General features: G+C 32.9%; 19 protein-coding genes and 1 pseudogene. 8 read left to right on the top strand and 12 right to left on the bottom strand.

From position 1 onward, the window contains the following. Nucleotides 1-140: 140 nt before the first annotated feature. From LPC09_RS10520 to LPC09_RS10505, 4 genes are all read right to left on the bottom strand, one after another. Complete coding sequence (locus tag LPC09_RS10520) at nucleotides 141-341, bottom strand: hypothetical protein (protein ID WP_098799171.1); 201 nt, start codon at nucleotides 339-341, stop codon at nucleotides 141-143. After that, on the bottom strand, nucleotides 331-1,320 hold the full coding sequence (locus LPC09_RS10515) for a beta-ketoacyl-ACP synthase III (protein WP_098799172.1): 990 nt from the start codon (nucleotides 1,318-1,320) through the stop codon (nucleotides 331-333). The genes LPC09_RS10520 and LPC09_RS10515 overlap by 11 nt, the downstream gene beginning before the upstream one ends. Nucleotides 1,321-1,491: 171 nt before the next feature. Beyond that, nucleotides 1,492-2,673, bottom strand: a complete 1,182-nt coding sequence (locus LPC09_RS10510) for an EAL domain-containing protein (protein WP_098799173.1) — start codon at nucleotides 2,671-2,673, stop codon at nucleotides 1,492-1,494. 131 nt (nucleotides 2,674-2,804) lie between these two features. Beyond that, on the bottom strand, nucleotides 2,805-4,046 hold the full coding sequence (locus LPC09_RS10505; RefSeq protein ID WP_176551209.1) for an MFS transporter: 1,242 nt from the start codon (nucleotides 4,044-4,046) through the stop codon (nucleotides 2,805-2,807). A 110-nt stretch (nucleotides 4,047-4,156) separates the two neighbouring features. Between LPC09_RS10505 and LPC09_RS10500 the strand changes: the two genes are divergently transcribed. Together LPC09_RS10500 and LPC09_RS10495 are read left to right on the top strand one after the other, a co-directional pair. After that, a complete protein-coding gene (locus LPC09_RS10500; protein ID WP_098799175.1) occupies nucleotides 4,157-5,914 on the top strand; it encodes an ABC transporter substrate-binding protein in 1,758 nt (585 codons plus the stop codon). Between the two features lie 83 nt (nucleotides 5,915-5,997). Then, the gene (locus tag LPC09_RS10495) at nucleotides 5,998-6,558 is read left to right on the top strand and encodes a peptidoglycan-binding domain-containing protein (RefSeq protein ID WP_176551210.1); all 561 of its coding nucleotides are present in this window, start codon (nucleotides 5,998-6,000) and stop codon (nucleotides 6,556-6,558) included. A gap of 76 nt (nucleotides 6,559-6,634) precedes the next feature. Here LPC09_RS10495 and LPC09_RS10490 read toward each other — a convergent pair whose 3' ends face one another. Both LPC09_RS10490 and LPC09_RS10485 read right to left on the bottom strand, forming a co-directional pair. After that, on the bottom strand, nucleotides 6,635-7,465 hold the full coding sequence (locus tag LPC09_RS10490; protein WP_098799177.1) for a sugar phosphate isomerase/epimerase family protein: 831 nt from the start codon (nucleotides 7,463-7,465) through the stop codon (nucleotides 6,635-6,637). A gap of 50 nt (nucleotides 7,466-7,515) precedes the next feature. Next, the gene (locus tag LPC09_RS10485; RefSeq protein ID WP_098799178.1) at nucleotides 7,516-8,589 is read right to left on the bottom strand and encodes a Gfo/Idh/MocA family protein; all 1,074 of its coding nucleotides are present in this window, start codon (nucleotides 8,587-8,589) and stop codon (nucleotides 7,516-7,518) included. Nucleotides 8,590-8,750: 161 nt separating this feature from the next. Here LPC09_RS10485 and LPC09_RS10480 point away from each other — a divergent pair, with 161 nt between their 5' ends. Beyond that, the gene (locus LPC09_RS10480) at nucleotides 8,751-9,656 is read left to right on the top strand and encodes an AraC family transcriptional regulator (RefSeq protein ID WP_098799179.1); all 906 of its coding nucleotides are present in this window, start codon (nucleotides 8,751-8,753) and stop codon (nucleotides 9,654-9,656) included. Between the two features lie 81 nt (nucleotides 9,657-9,737). On the opposite strand, the gene LPC09_RS10475 is transcribed toward LPC09_RS10480, so the two are convergent. Then, entirely contained in the window at nucleotides 9,738-10,487 is a 750-nt protein-coding gene (locus LPC09_RS10475) for a sugar phosphate isomerase/epimerase family protein (protein ID WP_098799180.1), read from the bottom strand. A 282-nt stretch (nucleotides 10,488-10,769) separates the two neighbouring features. Here LPC09_RS10475 and LPC09_RS10470 point away from each other — a divergent pair, with 282 nt between their 5' ends. From LPC09_RS10470 to LPC09_RS10460, 3 genes are all read left to right on the top strand, one after another. After that, complete coding sequence (locus LPC09_RS10470) at nucleotides 10,770-11,414, top strand: spore coat protein (RefSeq protein ID WP_098799181.1); 645 nt, start codon at nucleotides 10,770-10,772, stop codon at nucleotides 11,412-11,414. A 283-nt stretch (nucleotides 11,415-11,697) separates the two neighbouring features. Continuing rightward, nucleotides 11,698-11,904: a hypothetical protein gene (locus LPC09_RS10465; protein WP_098799182.1), complete on the top strand. Its 207-nt coding sequence runs from the start codon at nucleotides 11,698-11,700 to the stop codon at nucleotides 11,902-11,904. 139 nt (nucleotides 11,905-12,043) lie between these two features. Continuing rightward, on the top strand, nucleotides 12,044-12,469 hold the full coding sequence (locus LPC09_RS10460) for a DUF2621 family protein (protein ID WP_098799191.1): 426 nt from the start codon (nucleotides 12,044-12,046) through the stop codon (nucleotides 12,467-12,469). Between the two features lie 55 nt (nucleotides 12,470-12,524). Here LPC09_RS10460 and LPC09_RS10455 read toward each other — a convergent pair whose 3' ends face one another. The 3 genes from LPC09_RS10455 to LPC09_RS10445 all read right to left on the bottom strand — a co-directional run bounded on the left by LPC09_RS10455 (nucleotide 12,525) and on the right by LPC09_RS10445 (nucleotide 14,430). After that, complete coding sequence (locus tag LPC09_RS10455) at nucleotides 12,525-13,004, bottom strand: CcdC family protein (protein ID WP_442920037.1); 480 nt, start codon at nucleotides 13,002-13,004, stop codon at nucleotides 12,525-12,527. A 165-nt stretch (nucleotides 13,005-13,169) separates the two neighbouring features. Then, nucleotides 13,170-13,529, bottom strand: a complete 360-nt coding sequence (locus LPC09_RS10450) for a response regulator (protein WP_098799184.1) — start codon at nucleotides 13,527-13,529, stop codon at nucleotides 13,170-13,172. A gap of 193 nt (nucleotides 13,530-13,722) precedes the next feature. Next, the gene (locus LPC09_RS10445) at nucleotides 13,723-14,430 is read right to left on the bottom strand and encodes a cytochrome c biogenesis protein CcdA (protein ID WP_098799185.1); all 708 of its coding nucleotides are present in this window, start codon (nucleotides 14,428-14,430) and stop codon (nucleotides 13,723-13,725) included. A gap of 224 nt (nucleotides 14,431-14,654) precedes the next feature. Between LPC09_RS10445 and LPC09_RS10440 the strand changes: the two genes are divergently transcribed. Together LPC09_RS10440 and LPC09_RS10435 are read left to right on the top strand one after the other, a co-directional pair. Next, nucleotides 14,655-14,831 (top strand): aspartyl-phosphate phosphatase Spo0E family protein, encoded by a 177-nt coding sequence (locus tag LPC09_RS10440; protein WP_098799186.1) that lies wholly within the window; start codon nucleotides 14,655-14,657, stop codon nucleotides 14,829-14,831. 714 nt (nucleotides 14,832-15,545) lie between these two features. Next, nucleotides 15,546-15,746 carry a cold-shock protein gene (locus tag LPC09_RS10435; protein WP_026560151.1) on the top strand — a complete coding sequence of 67 codons (201 nt, stop codon included), beginning with the start codon at nucleotides 15,546-15,548 and terminating at the stop codon, nucleotides 15,744-15,746. Between the two features lie 301 nt (nucleotides 15,747-16,047). Here LPC09_RS10435 and LPC09_RS10430 read toward each other — a convergent pair whose 3' ends face one another. After that, the gene (locus LPC09_RS10430; protein ID WP_331275809.1) at nucleotides 16,048-16,404 is read right to left on the bottom strand and encodes an ATP-dependent DNA ligase; all 357 of its coding nucleotides are present in this window, start codon (nucleotides 16,402-16,404) and stop codon (nucleotides 16,048-16,050) included. A 21-nt stretch (nucleotides 16,405-16,425) separates the two neighbouring features. Continuing rightward, a pseudogene (locus tag LPC09_RS10425) lies at nucleotides 16,426-16,569 on the bottom strand (DNA-cytosine methyltransferase); the annotation flags it as partial. Nucleotides 16,570-16,680: the final 111 nt, after the last annotated feature.

Raw genomic sequence — 16,680 nt, 5'->3', positions numbered from 1 at the left:
TCATAATGTATCATTTGTTACCAAAAAACGTATGAGTTTTACCTTTATTAGTATTTTTATCCGTGTATTGTTTATTAACAAGTTCAGGATGAAGAAAAATGTTCGTTTTTTGATTTAAGAGTTATTATTATGAAATTAACTCACTTTATAAAACTTTTTGTATCTTTCTTTGGTGAAGGAGTTAAGATGAAATTTTTTATACTATTAGAAACCTTTGTTAATGGATATGAAATACAATCAGTTGCATAAACTTCGAACCCTGCCTCACTCATTAGCCGACACAAATGGAGCGCAACAGGTGCTCTGGCACCGGTTACTAAAACTCTTTTTCTAGTATTCAAGTAAAATACCTCCAATTGAAAGCCCTGCCGAAGTCCCTAACAGTAAAATAGTATCACCTCTTTTAATACGACCTTGAATTACCGCTTCATGAAGAGCAAAGGGAATGGATGCTGCAATCATGTTCCCATAACGATCAATAATGTTCATAAATCGTTCTTCTTTTACACCTAATTTTTTTCGAATAATCTTCATAGCAGATGCGCTTGCTTGATGAGGAATAACCATATTAATATCTGCAATCGTTAAACCAGTCCCTTTAAATAATCGATCCAAAAAATCTGGTAAAAGCTTATACGATAATTTAAAAATAGCTCTTCCGTCCATATCAAATAAAAACTCTTCGGCTGTTTGTTCACTATAAATACGTGGATGAAGCTTTGTTCCTCCACCTCTTATTTCTGATAAATGAGCTCCCTCACTATATGTTTCCATATGTGAGCTCAAAATTTTGGAAGTATTGTTAGCAGCTGATAAAACCACCGCTACTGCTCCATCACCAAATAATATACTACTCTCACGTTGTTTCCAATTTAGTCCAACGGAAGAAATTTCAGAAGAGACAATTAATACTTTTTCATATTTACCAGCATCTACAGCATATGACACCATATCGAGTGCAGACACAAAGCTTAAACAGGTTGAATTAACATCAAAACAAGGAATTCCAGAGCTTTGAAGTCCTAAATGCTTTTGTATTAATGAAGCATTACATGGAATAGCCTGCTCATTTGTCCCGCTTGCACTAATAATACAATCAATGTTTGATAGACAAAGACCAGCATTCTCAACCGCTTTATTAGCCGCCTTTGCCCCCATATATGTAGCAGTTTCATCACTTACAAAATAGCGTTGTTTAACCCCTGATTTTTTCTCTGACCAACCGGGCTCTGCGCCAATCATTTTATCAATTTCTGTTGACTCTATTACTCTTTTTGGTAAATACGAACCCATGCCAACTATTTTCACTTTACGGTTCATTATGGCTGCACCTCATTATTTAAAACTTACTTTTTGTATGAACTAGGAATAATATCTTATGTCATTTTACCTCTTTTCTTAAAAATGGAAAATATATGTTCGATAACATTAAGAAATATTTTTTTGAAAAACTAAAATAACCTTTAGCTTTTATCGGCTAAAGGTTATTTTCTAGCGTATATCAATAAATAGGTAAAGCTGATGATCAATGGGAAAAGAAAAAGTTCGGACACTCTCACTTGTTTCAATATCACTATATACATCAGATAAAATCCCTTTGTTCTCCTCATCCATCCTTATAAGATTTTCAATAAAAAAAGGACGCCAGCTCCAATTTCTCCCTTTTAAAGCAGGTAAGAGCATCCAATCTTCATTAACTCTCATTCCATTCGAAGTCATTTGATACCCATTTTTATCCGTTATATAGATTCTAAAACACTCTTCTTTTAGGTTCACAGCTATCTTATATAACCATTCATCTAAATTATGATCAATTGGTACAGACTGTGTTAAAGAGTTTAATTTTTCATTTAACAGATGAGATAACTGATAATCTAACTTATACTTCTTTCGTTCCAGTTCTATAAAATGATAGATATCTTTCTTAAATCGTTCTTTAAGGATGTTTTTTTCTATTAATATACCTTGAGGTTTTGAAAAGAAGTATCCTTGATAATACCTTGCATTTTTACTCCATGAATAGTAAAATTGATCACTATTCTCAATACCTTCGAACAATAACTCTGCCCCAATTTTTCTAGCTAGTAAAGATAACGAGTATAATACCCCATCATAAGATGTTGTTTGTTGGTTGCTTTTTAAAGCATGAATATCTACTTTTAATATGTCTGGCTCAAGCATTCCAATTCGATCTAAATTACTTGCTCCAACCCCAACATCATCAATTGCAATCTTTACACCTAAAGCTTTTATTTTTTGACATAGTGCGGCAACCATTAACATATCTCCATTAACATTATGTTCAGTTAATTCTATTACTATTTTTGAAAGCATAAGACCACGTTCACGAAAGGTTAAAAGCCTGGAAAGAAGACCTTCCCCATTATCAATCATCACATAATTTGCATTCACATTTAGAAACAGTAGAACATTTTCTTTATTATTAAGTATGATCTCCAACGCCTTTTCATGGATAAATGCATCCACCTCAAGACTAAATTCCATTGGTATCGTCGGGTCATGAAAAAAAGGACCTAAACTCACTATCCCATCATCTGTTTCGATTCTAGCCAAAACCTCATAACCGATAATTGTATGACTATCTGCACTGAAAATGGCTTGAAAATAGGGAATAACTTTATTTAAATTTGTCATAACTTCTAGTGTATTCATCTGTATCAGCTCCGATAAATTTAAAAACCATGTCACTAATTATAACACAAATTTGTCACATGTAGTACATATTTACGACACCTATACAAATAAAGCCAGTCACATACATTTGTATTGTATCTATAATTAATTCACCTTGATATAGCTGTTTTTTTCACCTTCCTCATCAATGATGAATTTTTATATATTGGATAAGAGATGGTTGTGAAAAGTAGAATCCCTCCAGATAGGATCAATGCAAGTAGGATATTGATTGAACCTGCAATAAAGCCCCCAAGAAGGGTTCCGGCTAATAAAAACAAATTGAAAATAGAATAAAAAATGGCCGTTCCTCTTCCTCTAATAGACTCAGGTAAATATTGTAGGAAGATCGAACTTGTCGGGACCATCAATAAAGCATTGGCTAAGCCGGTAATGAAACTCCATCCCCCTAGTATGTAGAAGACTGACTGACTAAACATTACATCTAATTTTATTATTCCATAAATACTGACAACACCTAGACCAAGTGTGCCAATTGCAATATATAGTAATTGGTAATGAACAATTTTTTTCATAGCATAAGAACCTACGATTGCCCCGATTACCGTTCCAAATGCAAATACCCCTTCTAAAATACCGAACTCTATATTAGATACTTGAAAATATTGAAGCAATACAGCTTTATAATTTGTTAAAAACATACCATAACCAATCAGAACCGGGAACAACAAAAGTATCATAAATAATAGAATTGGAGTTTTGATCATCTCCCTAACTCCAGTCCAAAGATTATTAAAAAATGAATTTGTGTTATATTCTTTTTTTTGACCTTTTAATATTTTCAAACTGAATATTAAACATGCAGAAATGATATAGGATGATGCATCAAGTACAAATACTAAACTAGGTGATTGAAAAGCTAATAATAAGCCAGCTAATACAGGTCCTACTAACTTAATAACAGCAAGCGTTGTTTGAAACAAAGCAATACCACTTGGTATACGATCTATTCCAACTATTATTGGTATTGAGGCCATTCTCGCTGGTTCAAAAAACGCTGTACCTATCCCTTGTAAACAAGTGAGACAAATCAAAACGAGTGGTTTATCAACGAATAGAATCATACCTAACACCATGATGCATCGATAAACATCCGAAAAAATCATCATTCTCCGACTAGAATATTTTTCTATTAAGGGTCCTATTAATGGTCCAATGATTACAGCAGGAAGTAATTGAGCCACAAAAACAAACCCGATTAACAAAGGGTTTTCCACAGTTGTACCAACTAGGTATAAAACAGTTGTTACCGTCATTGCATCCCCTAAAAATGACACAACAACTGACAACCAATACCTTAAATAGGTTTTATCTTTAAGTAGTTCAATCACACGCAAATCCCCCATTCACAATTATCTGTTATTATTAATTTAAACCTGAAACACAATAACTAAAAAGTGAAAAAACAAAAGAAGTATTGCACCTTTTATTAGGAGGATATATGAAACAGATTGAACACCTTTTAATCTTAAGAAATAAATTTGATAACTTTGACAATAACGAAGAAATTGCGATCACTCTTAAGGAAGTTGCTGAAATACTTTCAATTTCCGAAAGAAATGCAAATTACTTAATAAAAAAATTAAGTATAGATCATAAATTAATATGGGTTTCTGGTAGAGGTCGTGGAAAAAAATCAACACTCCTTTTCTTACAAGGATTCATTGAATCAGCAGAAGAATATGTAGCTAAAATGGTTTCAGAAGAAAAGATAATCGATGTTGTAAATTTTATTAATGCCTCTTATTTGAACGAAGAAGGACGGAAGAGTTTATATACCATCTTATCAATAAAGCTTGGTCCCAAAATAGAGAAATCAAAAGACGATTTCACAAACGTTATAAAGATATTATTATCACAAGAAATTACTACATTAACACCTATGGATGTTCTTCTGTACTCAGAGGCTCATTTAGTAAAGGAAATATATAGCACACTTGTTACCTATGATCATCGTGAACAAAAATTAAGTCCTGGCTTAGCATATACATGGAGTTATGATAACAATGAAAAAAAATGGACTTTTTACTTAAGAAAATCTGTTATGTTCCACCGGGGCGAAATACTTACAGCTTCTGATGTGAAATTTACATTCGAGTACCTGCTTACGGTTGGTAAACATACAAGTATCGCTCCCCTACTCGATGACTTATTAAAGGTAGAGATACATAATGAACACACTATATCCTTCTACTTGAAGGAGGAAAACCTGTTTTTCCCAAGGGTGTTAACTTCCTTTCACTGTTCGGTTCTTCACCATTCATATAAAAAACATAACCTTCCAAACGGAACAGGCCCTTTTAAAGTGATGGAGCATTCCAAACATTTTATTCGTCTAGTAGCCTTTGATTCTTATTTTCGAGAAAGACCATTAATTGATTCGATTGATATTTGGATGCAAAAAAGCAACGATGCTCCTAATAATGCTTCAACACTGGAGATAGGTGAAAACCAACAAAAGTCTGTTATCCACAAACAAAAATTAGAAGGAAGTCGTTTTCTATTATTTAATCAGACAAAAAACGGCTATCAATCTAATAGTTACTTCCGTTTGTGTATAAAACATCTCATTAATCCAAGTCATTTAGTGAATGAGCTAAATGGAAACCGACGTATACCAGCAACAAGTTTTCTAACATCATATAGTAAAAAAGTTAACAGTGATTCACAGCATTTGGACATTGCTGAAAATTTTTTACAAAAAAGTCATTATGCTGGTGAGATTATTAAGCTTTATTATTTTAACCTTAATGAAGGGTATGAAAGTGCATGCTGGATCCAAAAAGAAGCAAAAAAGATTGGGTTGAACATTTCCCTTACGCCGATTTCGTATGACAACCATGAGACAATATCTAATTCCGATTTCGTTTTGCTATCAGTTATATTGGATCGTGATGTTGAGGTTGGATTATATACACTCTTCAAAAGTGATCATTCGTTTATTAGAAATTTCTTTAATAATGAATCAAAAAAGATTATTGATACGAAGCTTGCTTTGATGAAATTAAAAAATAACAAAAATGAAAGAATATCTTATTTCTTACAAATTGAAGAAATTCTAATGAAAGATCATACTATTCATTTTCTTTATCACGCAACAAATACACTGCATTACCATTCATCTTTAAAAGGTGTATCTTTTGACTCTTACGGATTAACTAACTTTCATTCCATTTGGATAGATCCTCTGGAGTTATAAATTTAGGTAGTTTGAAATTGAAACAATACAAAAACATCTTTCGTTGTATATGTGAAGAATCAAAACAAAGGGAGATGGTTTATTTGCATAAATGGAAAAGCCTAACTGCAACAATCGTAACAGCATCAGCTTTATTTTTAGGGATACCTTCTACTGGAGTGAATGCCCAGGAAAGTTTAAATTATGAAATTTTTGAACTTTCCTCGATTCTAAAAGAAGGATCAAAAGGAGAAGATGTAAAAATTATGCAACGGGCTTTAAATAAAGCAATAGGCGCAGAATTATCTGAAGATGGTATTTTTGGACCAAATACAACAAGAGCCGTACTTGCCTTTCAAAAAGCAAAAAATAAGTTAAAAGCCGATGGAATATATGGACCAAATACACATGCTGCTCTGTCAAAAGAGGTTAATTCATTTGGATTTGATGAAAAAAATCTAAAGCTGGGTAGTAAGGGTGAAGCGGTTAAAACCCTACAAAAAGGTTTAAAAGATATGAGTTATAACGTTGTCATTGACGGTATCTACGGCCATCAAACGAAAGAAGCTGTCATTCAGTTTCAAAAACGATTTCCAGAGCTTATTAATGACGGAGTTTTTGGACCTAATACAAAAGCGGTTATGGAAAAAGTTTTAAATGAATAGTTTTTCAGTTATAGTTGCTTGACTTAACGAAACGAAACCTCCGTAAAAATACGGAGGTTTCTTGTCATCTTTACGCCTACAAGTTATTAAATACCTTATCAAAACCTGCTTTTGAACGTTTTAAAATATCTTCTATTGATTGTGTGGCTTGTTTAGAGGTTAAAACTTCTTGAGCTATAGGTCCATTATAACCCGTTTTCTTTAAACTCTTAAGAAATAATTCTAAATCAATAATGCCCTCACCAGTGTACAATCTTTCATTATCCTTTAGTTCTTCAACAGGTAAATTTGCAGCATCATTTATATGAACATGAACGATTTGACTTTCATTTAAATTGGCAATATCTTCACTTGATAAACCTGTTGTATGCCAGTGATATGAATCTAATAATAAGCCTACATTCGGTAGACCTATCGCATCAATTAGACTTAATGTTTCCTCTTGTGTCCATATAAATGGGTTTTTCCATGTATCTCTTAAATGATGTGGACCAACGTATTCTAATCCAAGACGGATATCATAAGCATTTAAAATTTCTGCACAAATTCTTAAACGATTAACAGCTAGGCTCATTAAGTGCGCAGACTTTAAGTCTGTTGATGGCAATATATATGTGCAGCAACGTGAACAGCCAAGTTCTTTTGCTGCTTGCGCCTCCAAAATAAGATTAGGTAAGCTGCTTGAAAACTCTTCATCAGATTTTCTCCACTCAACCGAAAGCCCAATTGAACCAAATACAACATCGTTTTCACTTAGTATTTGTTTTGCATACTCCAAACCAAATGAATCAATAAAACTATTTGCATCTAAATCAACAGATTGAAATCCATATTCAGCCGCTAATTCAATGAATTGCTTATCATCCTTCAGATTCCCTAACCCAGCTTTCGTTAATCCCCTTAACATGAAAGTCAACTCCTTGTTATATTCCCCAATACAGAGGAGTACCGTAAAAGTTAGATATTCCAATCCAGGACTACTTCACGTCCTGTTTTTGATGATTCATAAATGGCATCAAGAATAAGATTGTTAGTTAACCCTGTCATTGCTGATGTGATAGGTTGATTCCCATTACGAACACATTCAACAAAATGTCTACTTAATTGAACACGATCTTCTTCTTCATTTGCTTCTGGAGAAAGCTCAATATCAATTGGGCGGTCGAATTGTTCTGTAAGAATTTTGGCACTATTGCCACCTAACGATGCTCCTCCTTCAGAGCCCATTAAATGAATAAACGGTTCATTGCTTGTGTCCATGTTTACTGCCCAACTAACTTCTAGAGTTAGCGTTGATCCGTCTTCCATTTTAATCAATGCTGTTGCTAAATCTTCAACATCATATTGACCTTCCCAGTTTGGAGTCCCCCAATTACCAATTCCTTTTTTCTTTGGACCAAATTCAGCATATGTTGAACCGAAAACGGATACTGGCTTTGGATTTCCCATTAAATATAAAGCTAAATCCAGCATATGAACACCGATGTCAATTAACGGACCTCCCCCCGCTTCTGATTTTGTCGTAAACCAGCTTCCCCAGCCGGGAATTCCCTTACGGCGGAACCATCCTGTTTTTGCATGATAAATTCTTCCTAAAGCACCTTTTTCAGCTTGTTCCTTTACTTGCTGAATATTCCACTGCCAACGCATCTGGTGACCTACCATTACAACCTTACCTGATTCACGTTGTGCTCTCACAATATCTTTAGCTGCTTCACTGTTAATGCCCATAGGTTTTTCAACTAGCACATGTTTTCCCGCTTTTAAAGCCTGAATTGCAAGTGGTGCATGCCATTTGTTAGGGACACCGATTATAACAGCATCTATATCTGAATCATGGATTAATTCCTCAGCACTACTAAACACTTGCTTTACCCCGAATTCTTTTGCTCTTTGTTCAGCTAATGGAAGATAAGCATCAGTTATACCTTGAAGCACCACATCTTCACTTAATTTTGAAAATGTTGTTAAATGAACACTTCCTATAGCACCCGCACCAATTATTCCAAGTCGAATCATTTGTGTTTGCATCGAATTACCTCCATTTTATGTAATAAATTATATCTACCTTAGAAGATTTCTATAATAAATCAATAACAGCGTTTACAATTATGATAAAATAAAAGATAAAAAAATACTGATCAATTTTTCATCTATTTATCTCAATTCTTCTGATAGGAGGAAACGTTACTATGACAAATTACCCGATGTATTTATCTGAGTACCCTAATATGAATACAACATTTCCATTCCACCTATCAATAAACAATATTCACACAAGTTTTCCATCTCACCGACACGACTATCTTGAGTTTTCTTTAGTGATTGAGGGAGAAGGTTTTGAAATCATTAATGGAAAAAAGCATCGCATGCAACCCGGTACATTTACATTTATTTTACCCTATCAAATTCATGAAATTATATCAGCCAAAAACACTTCACTCATTTTATTTAATTGTGTTTTTGATTTAAGAGTCTTACATGATCTGGATTTACAAAGCTTATTATCAGATACAGATCAATTGTCAATTGAACCTTATATCGCATTAGGTGTTGAAGACTTTATACATATAAAAAAAATGCTTCATGACATGCTTATTGAATATAAAGATAATAAACCATATAAACATATTTTATTAAAGGCAAAGTTGGCTGAGGTCATTGTTTTATTTGAACGTATTCGCAAGAGAAATCATTCAGTTACACTCAAGAACTCAAACTCAACAAAGAAAAAGGTAATATGGGATGTTGTCCACTATATCCATCTTCAATATCATGAAGATATTAGCCTATCAAGTCTTTCTAAGAAATTTCACGTCAGTATTCCCTATTTAAGCGAGTTATTTAAAGAACAACTTGGTCAAAATTTTGTTCATTTTTTACATGAAGTACGAATTCGCCACGCATGTAGTTTATTAACATCCACTACTATTCCAGTTACTGATATCGCATTAGAAGTAGGTTATCGAAGTTTTCAAACCTTCTCTCGTGTATTCAGAGAACAAAAAAAACTTACTCCTACAGCTTATAGAAAATCTCAAGCTTCTCTAAGGCAAGAATTAAATGTCCATAAAAATGAAAACTCACCTCTTGCATAGCAAGCAAAAGGAACTCAATATCTTTTTTCTGACCTGATGCAATAGGAAAAGAGCATACCAAGTAAGTATGCTCTTCTCCTATTATCTATTCGATAATGCATCCTTTAAATAATTAATGCTTATTTCGATACTTTCTAATGGAGAACGTTTACATTTATCTTGCTCAATAACCATCCATTGAACCTGAGCCTGCTCAATGTTATCTAAAATACCCTTGATGTTTACTCCACCTGTTCCTAACTCAGCAAATGCTTTCTCATCGTCTGTTGTCATATCTTTTAAATGAATTAACGGCATACGACCTTTATACTTATTCATCCAATCAACAGGATCTTGCCCTGCTAATGTTAACCAATAAACATCTAGTTCAGCTTTAACAAATTCTGGGCTCGTTTCATCATAAAGTCTTTCAAGATGAGAACGGTCATCGCTTTTTTCTAATTCAAAATCATGATTATGATAGCTTAACGAAATTCCCTCTTGAAGACTTCTCTCTCCAGCTTTGTTTAAAAACTTAGCAAGTTGATCATATTCAGACCGTCTTTCCTCAACAAGGTAAGGGCATACAATATTTTTACAATTAAGTTTTTTTAAATACTCTAATTCAGCCTCAAGATTTTCTTCCATTCTTTCAAGTGAAACATGACTACTAACTGCTACTAAACCAAGTCGGTCAAGTGTGCTTTTTAAATCTTCAGCATCTTTTCCATAATAACCTGCTAATTCAACACCATCAAAGCCGAGTTCAGCTACTTTTTCTAAAGTACCATAGAAATCTTTTTCACATTCTTCTCTTAAAGTAAATAATTGTACTGCTATTGAATTGTTCATCTCGTTCTCCCTCTCTTAACATAGTCTCTTTGTTATCATACACCAAAATAAACCTAATTTCACATTCAAATACATTTTGGGGAATTTTTCTCTCTACATATTTAAAAGCTTGTACTGTTCCTATTTCATTTCCATTATGTTACATAACCCATCTAAATATAGTATTTTTTATATGAAAAGTTTATGGTAACCTTCCCTTTTTTATTTGTGATATTGCCTACATGTTTTTAAACCCTAATGAGAACTATAGTTATGTACTAAATTAAATGGAGGGATAAAAGAATGCAAAATCAAATGAATCAACAAGTAATGATGCAGCAATCTCCTAATATGCAACCTAAAATGAATCATGGTGGACATGAAATGTTTGAATCACAAGAAGTAATTTCAGGAATGATTGGTATGTTGGATCAATATCTAATGTACAGCCAATTTATAAAGGATCAAGAACTAAAGAATATTCTTCAACGTCAATATTCCTTTATTAGTGACTGTTATAACATCATGGTTGAATCCTTTTCAACAGGTAATAAACCTTCGCATTCTACAGAGGTCTTTAATATGCAACAAAGTAATGATGTTTTTTATGGTCTAAAGCCTTCTCAACCCCAAAAACCTGTTCAGTCTATAAACGAATTAGGAGACCAATGTGTATCCTCATTTATGCTTGGTCAATGTAAATCAATGGCTGGCTTATTAAGCATGTCAGCTTGTGAAATTACAAACCCTGTTTTACGTCGAGTTGCAGCTGACAGTGTACCAAACTTTATTGAAATGGCTTATGAAATTTTCTTATATCAAAATAAAAATCACTATTATCAAGTTCCACAACTTCAACAACAAGATATGAATCAAATGCTAGGTGCGTATACGACTACACAGAATACGCAAATGAGTCAGCAAAATAATAATATGATGATGCAGTAAGTAAGAATTTGTAGTCTTATCATTCCCCCCTACTATTTCCTGTTTACAGAAAATAGTACTTATGATATTTTATTAAATAGTTCCTTCCGAATCATTCGCGCTTGTTGCGGGACACTTAACCAATGTACGGATCGGAAGGGACTAGAGCGGCAAACATTTTGTTTGCTGCTTTCTTTTTGTCATCAAAATAGTGCCAAACTACATATTATCTGCTATTATTATAAGTATAGAGAACAATCTATAAAATGAATTCTAAATTGGTGTTTTTTCAGGAGGAACAAGTATGTCGGGTACATATGAATTTGTTTATTTACCAACCGATGTTGGAACGATTCGTATTGATATTTTTTATAAACATTCCATGTTTCATGTTCAAGCTGAACTAAATGATTTAATGACCTCTTCTTATGACCGTAAAAAAGTAGAAGCTGTGAAAAAATCATTACTCCTCTTAGCAAAAGAACATCATGCATTTGGGCATCATGAATAGAAAAATATAAGATGCTTTCTTTTTCAAACATTAATATGCTTATAAAATTAATCGATATAACTGGTAGTTATACATCTAATTTCAGGTGTTCTAGCTGCCTATTTTTATGGATTTGACTAACAAGGGGTGATTAAGAATGATGTTAGAAGGTTGGTTTCTTTGGTTCATATTATTTTGGGTTGTTTTTCTAGTTTCAATGTTAGCCATTGGTGGTTTTTTTATGTTTCGAAAATTTTTACAAAGACTACCTAAAGAAGATGGTAAATCAGATCTTGATTGGCAGGATTACTATTTAGAAAAAACCCGACATTTATGGAATGAAGAAGAAAAAATTCTATTAGAAGAGTTAGTAGAACCCGTTCCAGAACTATTCCGTGATGTAGCCCGGGCAAAAATAGCAGGCAGGATTGGGCAACTCGCTTTAAAAGAAAACGCAAAAAAGATTACCTTAGATTTAATAATACGTGGTTATATATTAGCTACCCCTAAACGGGATCATAAGTTTCTTATGAAAAGATTGAAAGAAAAACAAATAGATTATTCCCCTTATAAAGCTTTGTTTTAAAACAAAAACCCGAAATCATATGATTTTCGGGTTTTTCGTTGTGCTTTATTCAAGATTATGTACGAATATTTGTAGAAGCATTATGTTGTTTATGGATCTTTTGAAAAGACCGGTACATTGCGATTCTCCAAGGAACAATCATTCCAAAAGCAAGGATCCAAAACATACCACTTAACTCTCCAACATCAATAGAATTACTTAAATATGACTTCATAATAATTCGAATAATGAGTAAACCAATTAAAATAAAGGCAAATGCTTTCGAACGCTTTAAGTATATTTCATTATCCCTAATTTCAAATTTAGAAGTCTTAATTAAAAAAATAGAAAAAAACATTCCAACAAAAAGAGCTTCAAAGAATTCAGCTGCTGTTACCCTAAACAAGGGATGAAGAAACATTAAAGCACCAGTACTCATAAAAAGCGGAGGTAATATAATTTTTTTGGCTGTAGCCGGCTTTTTGGCAGACTTCATTCGAATAAATAAAACAATTACTGCCATGACTACAGCAATAATAGAAGAAGCAATAGTTATCAAAAATATCAATCCTTTACTAGACCGCTGCTAGTTTTAGTATATACGAAATTCATCTATATAAATAGATGATCTTACATTTTTCACTCTTGATCTTAGAAATTCCATTCTCCACGGTTGAAAAATAAAAACCATTTAAGAATAACTTAAATGGTTTTTGTCTCATTATCCCAGTACCCTTCCGACTGCTTCAAGTACACGATTTTCATCAAAAGGTTTTACAATAAAGTCCTTTGCTCCTGCTTCTATAGCTTCAACGACCATTTTTTGCTGCCCCATCGCTGAACACATAATAATTTTTGCATCGGGATATTTTTCCTTAATCTCCTTAAGGGCTTGTATACCATTTTTTTCTGGCATTGTAATATCAAGGGTAACTAGATCAGGTTGTTCTTTTTCAAAAAGAGTCACTGCCTCTAATCCATTTTCCCCCTCACCAACAACCTCATGGTTAGCCTTTATAAGTATATTAGATAAAGTCATTCTCATAAACTTGGCATCATCAACAATTAATATTCTAGCCATGCCTAGTTCCTCCTCAAACATGATAAAGAAAGCTTGAAAACTTTCTTATTTGAAGGCGATTGACAGTTGACTTAATTGTGGACTTTTTTCCTTTAGCCTACAATGCAATATCAGTCACACTACTTCCATTATATCAAATTTCACAACATAATATAGTTAAAATGACAATTTATTAAAATTCATTTAAGCGATATTAAAAACCTGTAAAACCACCAAAAATTCGTGTTAAAAAGATAATGATAGAGGTCATGATATCAAAGAATAATAATATTCCCATTACAATCATGATATATCCTCCTATCTTCATTATTTTCACATTATGTTTTTTGATCCATCCTAGTTTTCCAATAAAGAAAGAAAGAACTAAGAAAGGTACAGCAAACCCTAATATATAGGCAATCATATAAATCATAGCTGAACCAGGATTTGTTGCTCCGAGCCAAATAACAGCCGATAAAATAGGCCCTGTACATGGTGTCCAGCCAGCAGCAAAAGCCATTCCAATTAGGAATGTACCCACAAATCCAGCTGGTCTATTCTTAAATTCAAAGCGGTGCTCTTTCATTAAAAATTCAGGTTTAAAGACACCTACAATTATTAATCCAAACACTATAATTAAAATAGCCCCGATTTGACGGATAAAATCTTGATAATTTTGAAAAACCTCGCCTATAAAAGATGTTCCAAATCCAAGCGCAATAAATATTGAAGAAAAACCTATTAAGAAAAAAATTGTATGTAATAAACTTCTCTTTTGTAACAATGCATTTTCTGTTTTTAGCTCTCCTACCGAAACACCTGTAATATAAGATAAAAAAGCTGGGTAAAGCGGCAGACAACATGGTGAAATAAAAGACAGGAATCCTGCTCCAAATGCTAAAAATATATTTACATCAGCCATACTATTCCTCCTAAAAAGAACGTCTTCTCTATTCTAGCAAATGTTTCTTTCTAATATATGTATCAATCTGTGACATTTTTATGTCAATTGTATAACATCTGCCATTTTTTTCTTTTCATTCCACCTATTAACCCTTTATAATATACTCATTGTTATTTTCTATCACAAGAAAAAAATGATATACTTTATGTATTCCAATTTTTTGACAGAAAGGACAAGTTCTCGTGTCTAAACAAGAAATGCTACAACTGATTGAAAAGAAACGAGCTGAGCTTATTGACATTGTCCTAAAGTACGGGCTTAATTCAACCATATCTATAAAATATAGCCAGGAGCTAGATACTTTATTAACTCAATACATTAAAGAGGATTTACCACGTAAAAATCAAGTTTATTCCTAAGAAATGATGAAGCACGCTACTAGGCGTGCTTTAGCTTTATATAGAGAATACTAATTTACATTTTATAAACAACATAAAAACCACTCTTCCATATTGTTTATCAAGAAAAGTGGTTTCTAGTATGTTCGATGTAAGATAAAAGGAGATAAGAGTATAATCTAATCGAAAAATTTTAATTAGATCTATTATCTTTATCTATCTCAACAAGTGGCAAATCCATATAATAATGGACTGGTTACTTTTGCAACTTATTCATCTGTGACATCATTTGATTGATTTTCTTTTGGGATAGTTTTTTCCCATTTGCATCAAAACGTTGATATATAAATTATAATATGTCCGACCATTTTTCCGATAGGAAAAACATACCATAAAATTATTCAATCTGTCCATATATAAGGGGCAGGTTCAAAATAAGCTGCCTTTCTTCTATAGGATTATTCCCCTTTTTTTACTTCAACAAATTTGTCCCTAAGATAATCATTTGATTTTCATAAATAAATTTATCTATTATATAGAAAAAAGCCGAGTGAGTGAAAAGTCTTTTATTTTTCCTTATTTGCTTTTCCAAGAATTATCTGTTATTCTATATAAGAATTATTTTTGTTCGGTATGTAAGGAAAGAAAAAGTTTTTTAAAACTTTCGCCTTTGATATCTAATTGAGCAACTATAGTAATAAATTGTGGATTGAATCCACACAGGAGGCAACAATTATGCAACAAGGTACAGTAAAATGGTTTAACGCAGAAAAAGGTTTCGGTTTCATCGAAGTTGAAGGTGGAGACGATGTATTCGTACATTTCTCAGCTATCCAAGGCGAAGGATTTAAATCTTTAGATGAAGGCCAAAAGGTTACTTTTGACACAGAACAAGGTCAACGTGGTCTTCAAGCTACTAACGTAAACAAAGCATAATGATTAAAGGACTCTATATTAGAGTCCTTTTTTATTTTTCTCTATTTTTTTAGACAATAAAAAACCCCCACTCTAAAATGAATGGGGGGAGGCAAACATACTAAAAGGTATTTCAATGGTTAACTAAGGATAGCATACAATTTGAATAATACCTAATAAAATTAAAAATAGTTTAGAAATAGATATTTAAATCCGAAGATCCGCCCACCTCAAACTAATTTAAGTAAAGAATAAATTATGTAATGTAGAGCTTATTACAACCACTCCACAAATGATGGAATACGTAATTTACCTTGCTTAGTTAGGTTACGATATTTGATGCGGCACTAATAGGTTCAATAATCTTAAATTTATCATTTTCTGAGTTTGTTTTATACATAGAATACAACTCTTTACGTGCTTCAGGTGGCATAAATTCCATTATTCCAGCAGGTCTCCTATCTAGGAATGATAACAGTACACCAAACTCACCTTTACGTATACCTGTAATGTAGACATCATCATATTGAAAGTTTATTACTTTGAGCCAATTGTATGAACGTTTGTTAATTTCATAGGGACTATCAGAACGCTTCATAACAATTCCTTCAAGGTGATTTTGTTTAACAAGGTCAAAGTAAGCATTAGCGTTACCTGGAAGCCACTGTACTACATGGATATGAGGATGAGTAGGAATTACATTATACTGAATAGCTACCTCGGTTGTAATACCATCTTTTTCTCCCTCAATATAAACCGGCTCATCATGAATAACCTCGCGCGTACGGTTTAAATGCTCTACATACGACTTAATTCCGCCCTCATAGTAGTATTCATTTTTTTGCAGCAGTTCTTTACGTTCTAATAATGGAAGGTGAGCGTCTTTTTAATCATTATATTGAATGATGTCAAACACACAATATTATATCTCATACGGCGCTTACCTGGATCTAAA

This window comes from Metabacillus sp. B2-18 (assembly GCF_021117275.1).
GTDB lineage: Bacteria > Bacillota > Bacilli > Bacillales > Bacillaceae > Metabacillus.
The sequence above is the reverse complement of the archived record's forward strand: the minus strand, read 5'-3'. Positions and strand labels throughout refer to the sequence as shown.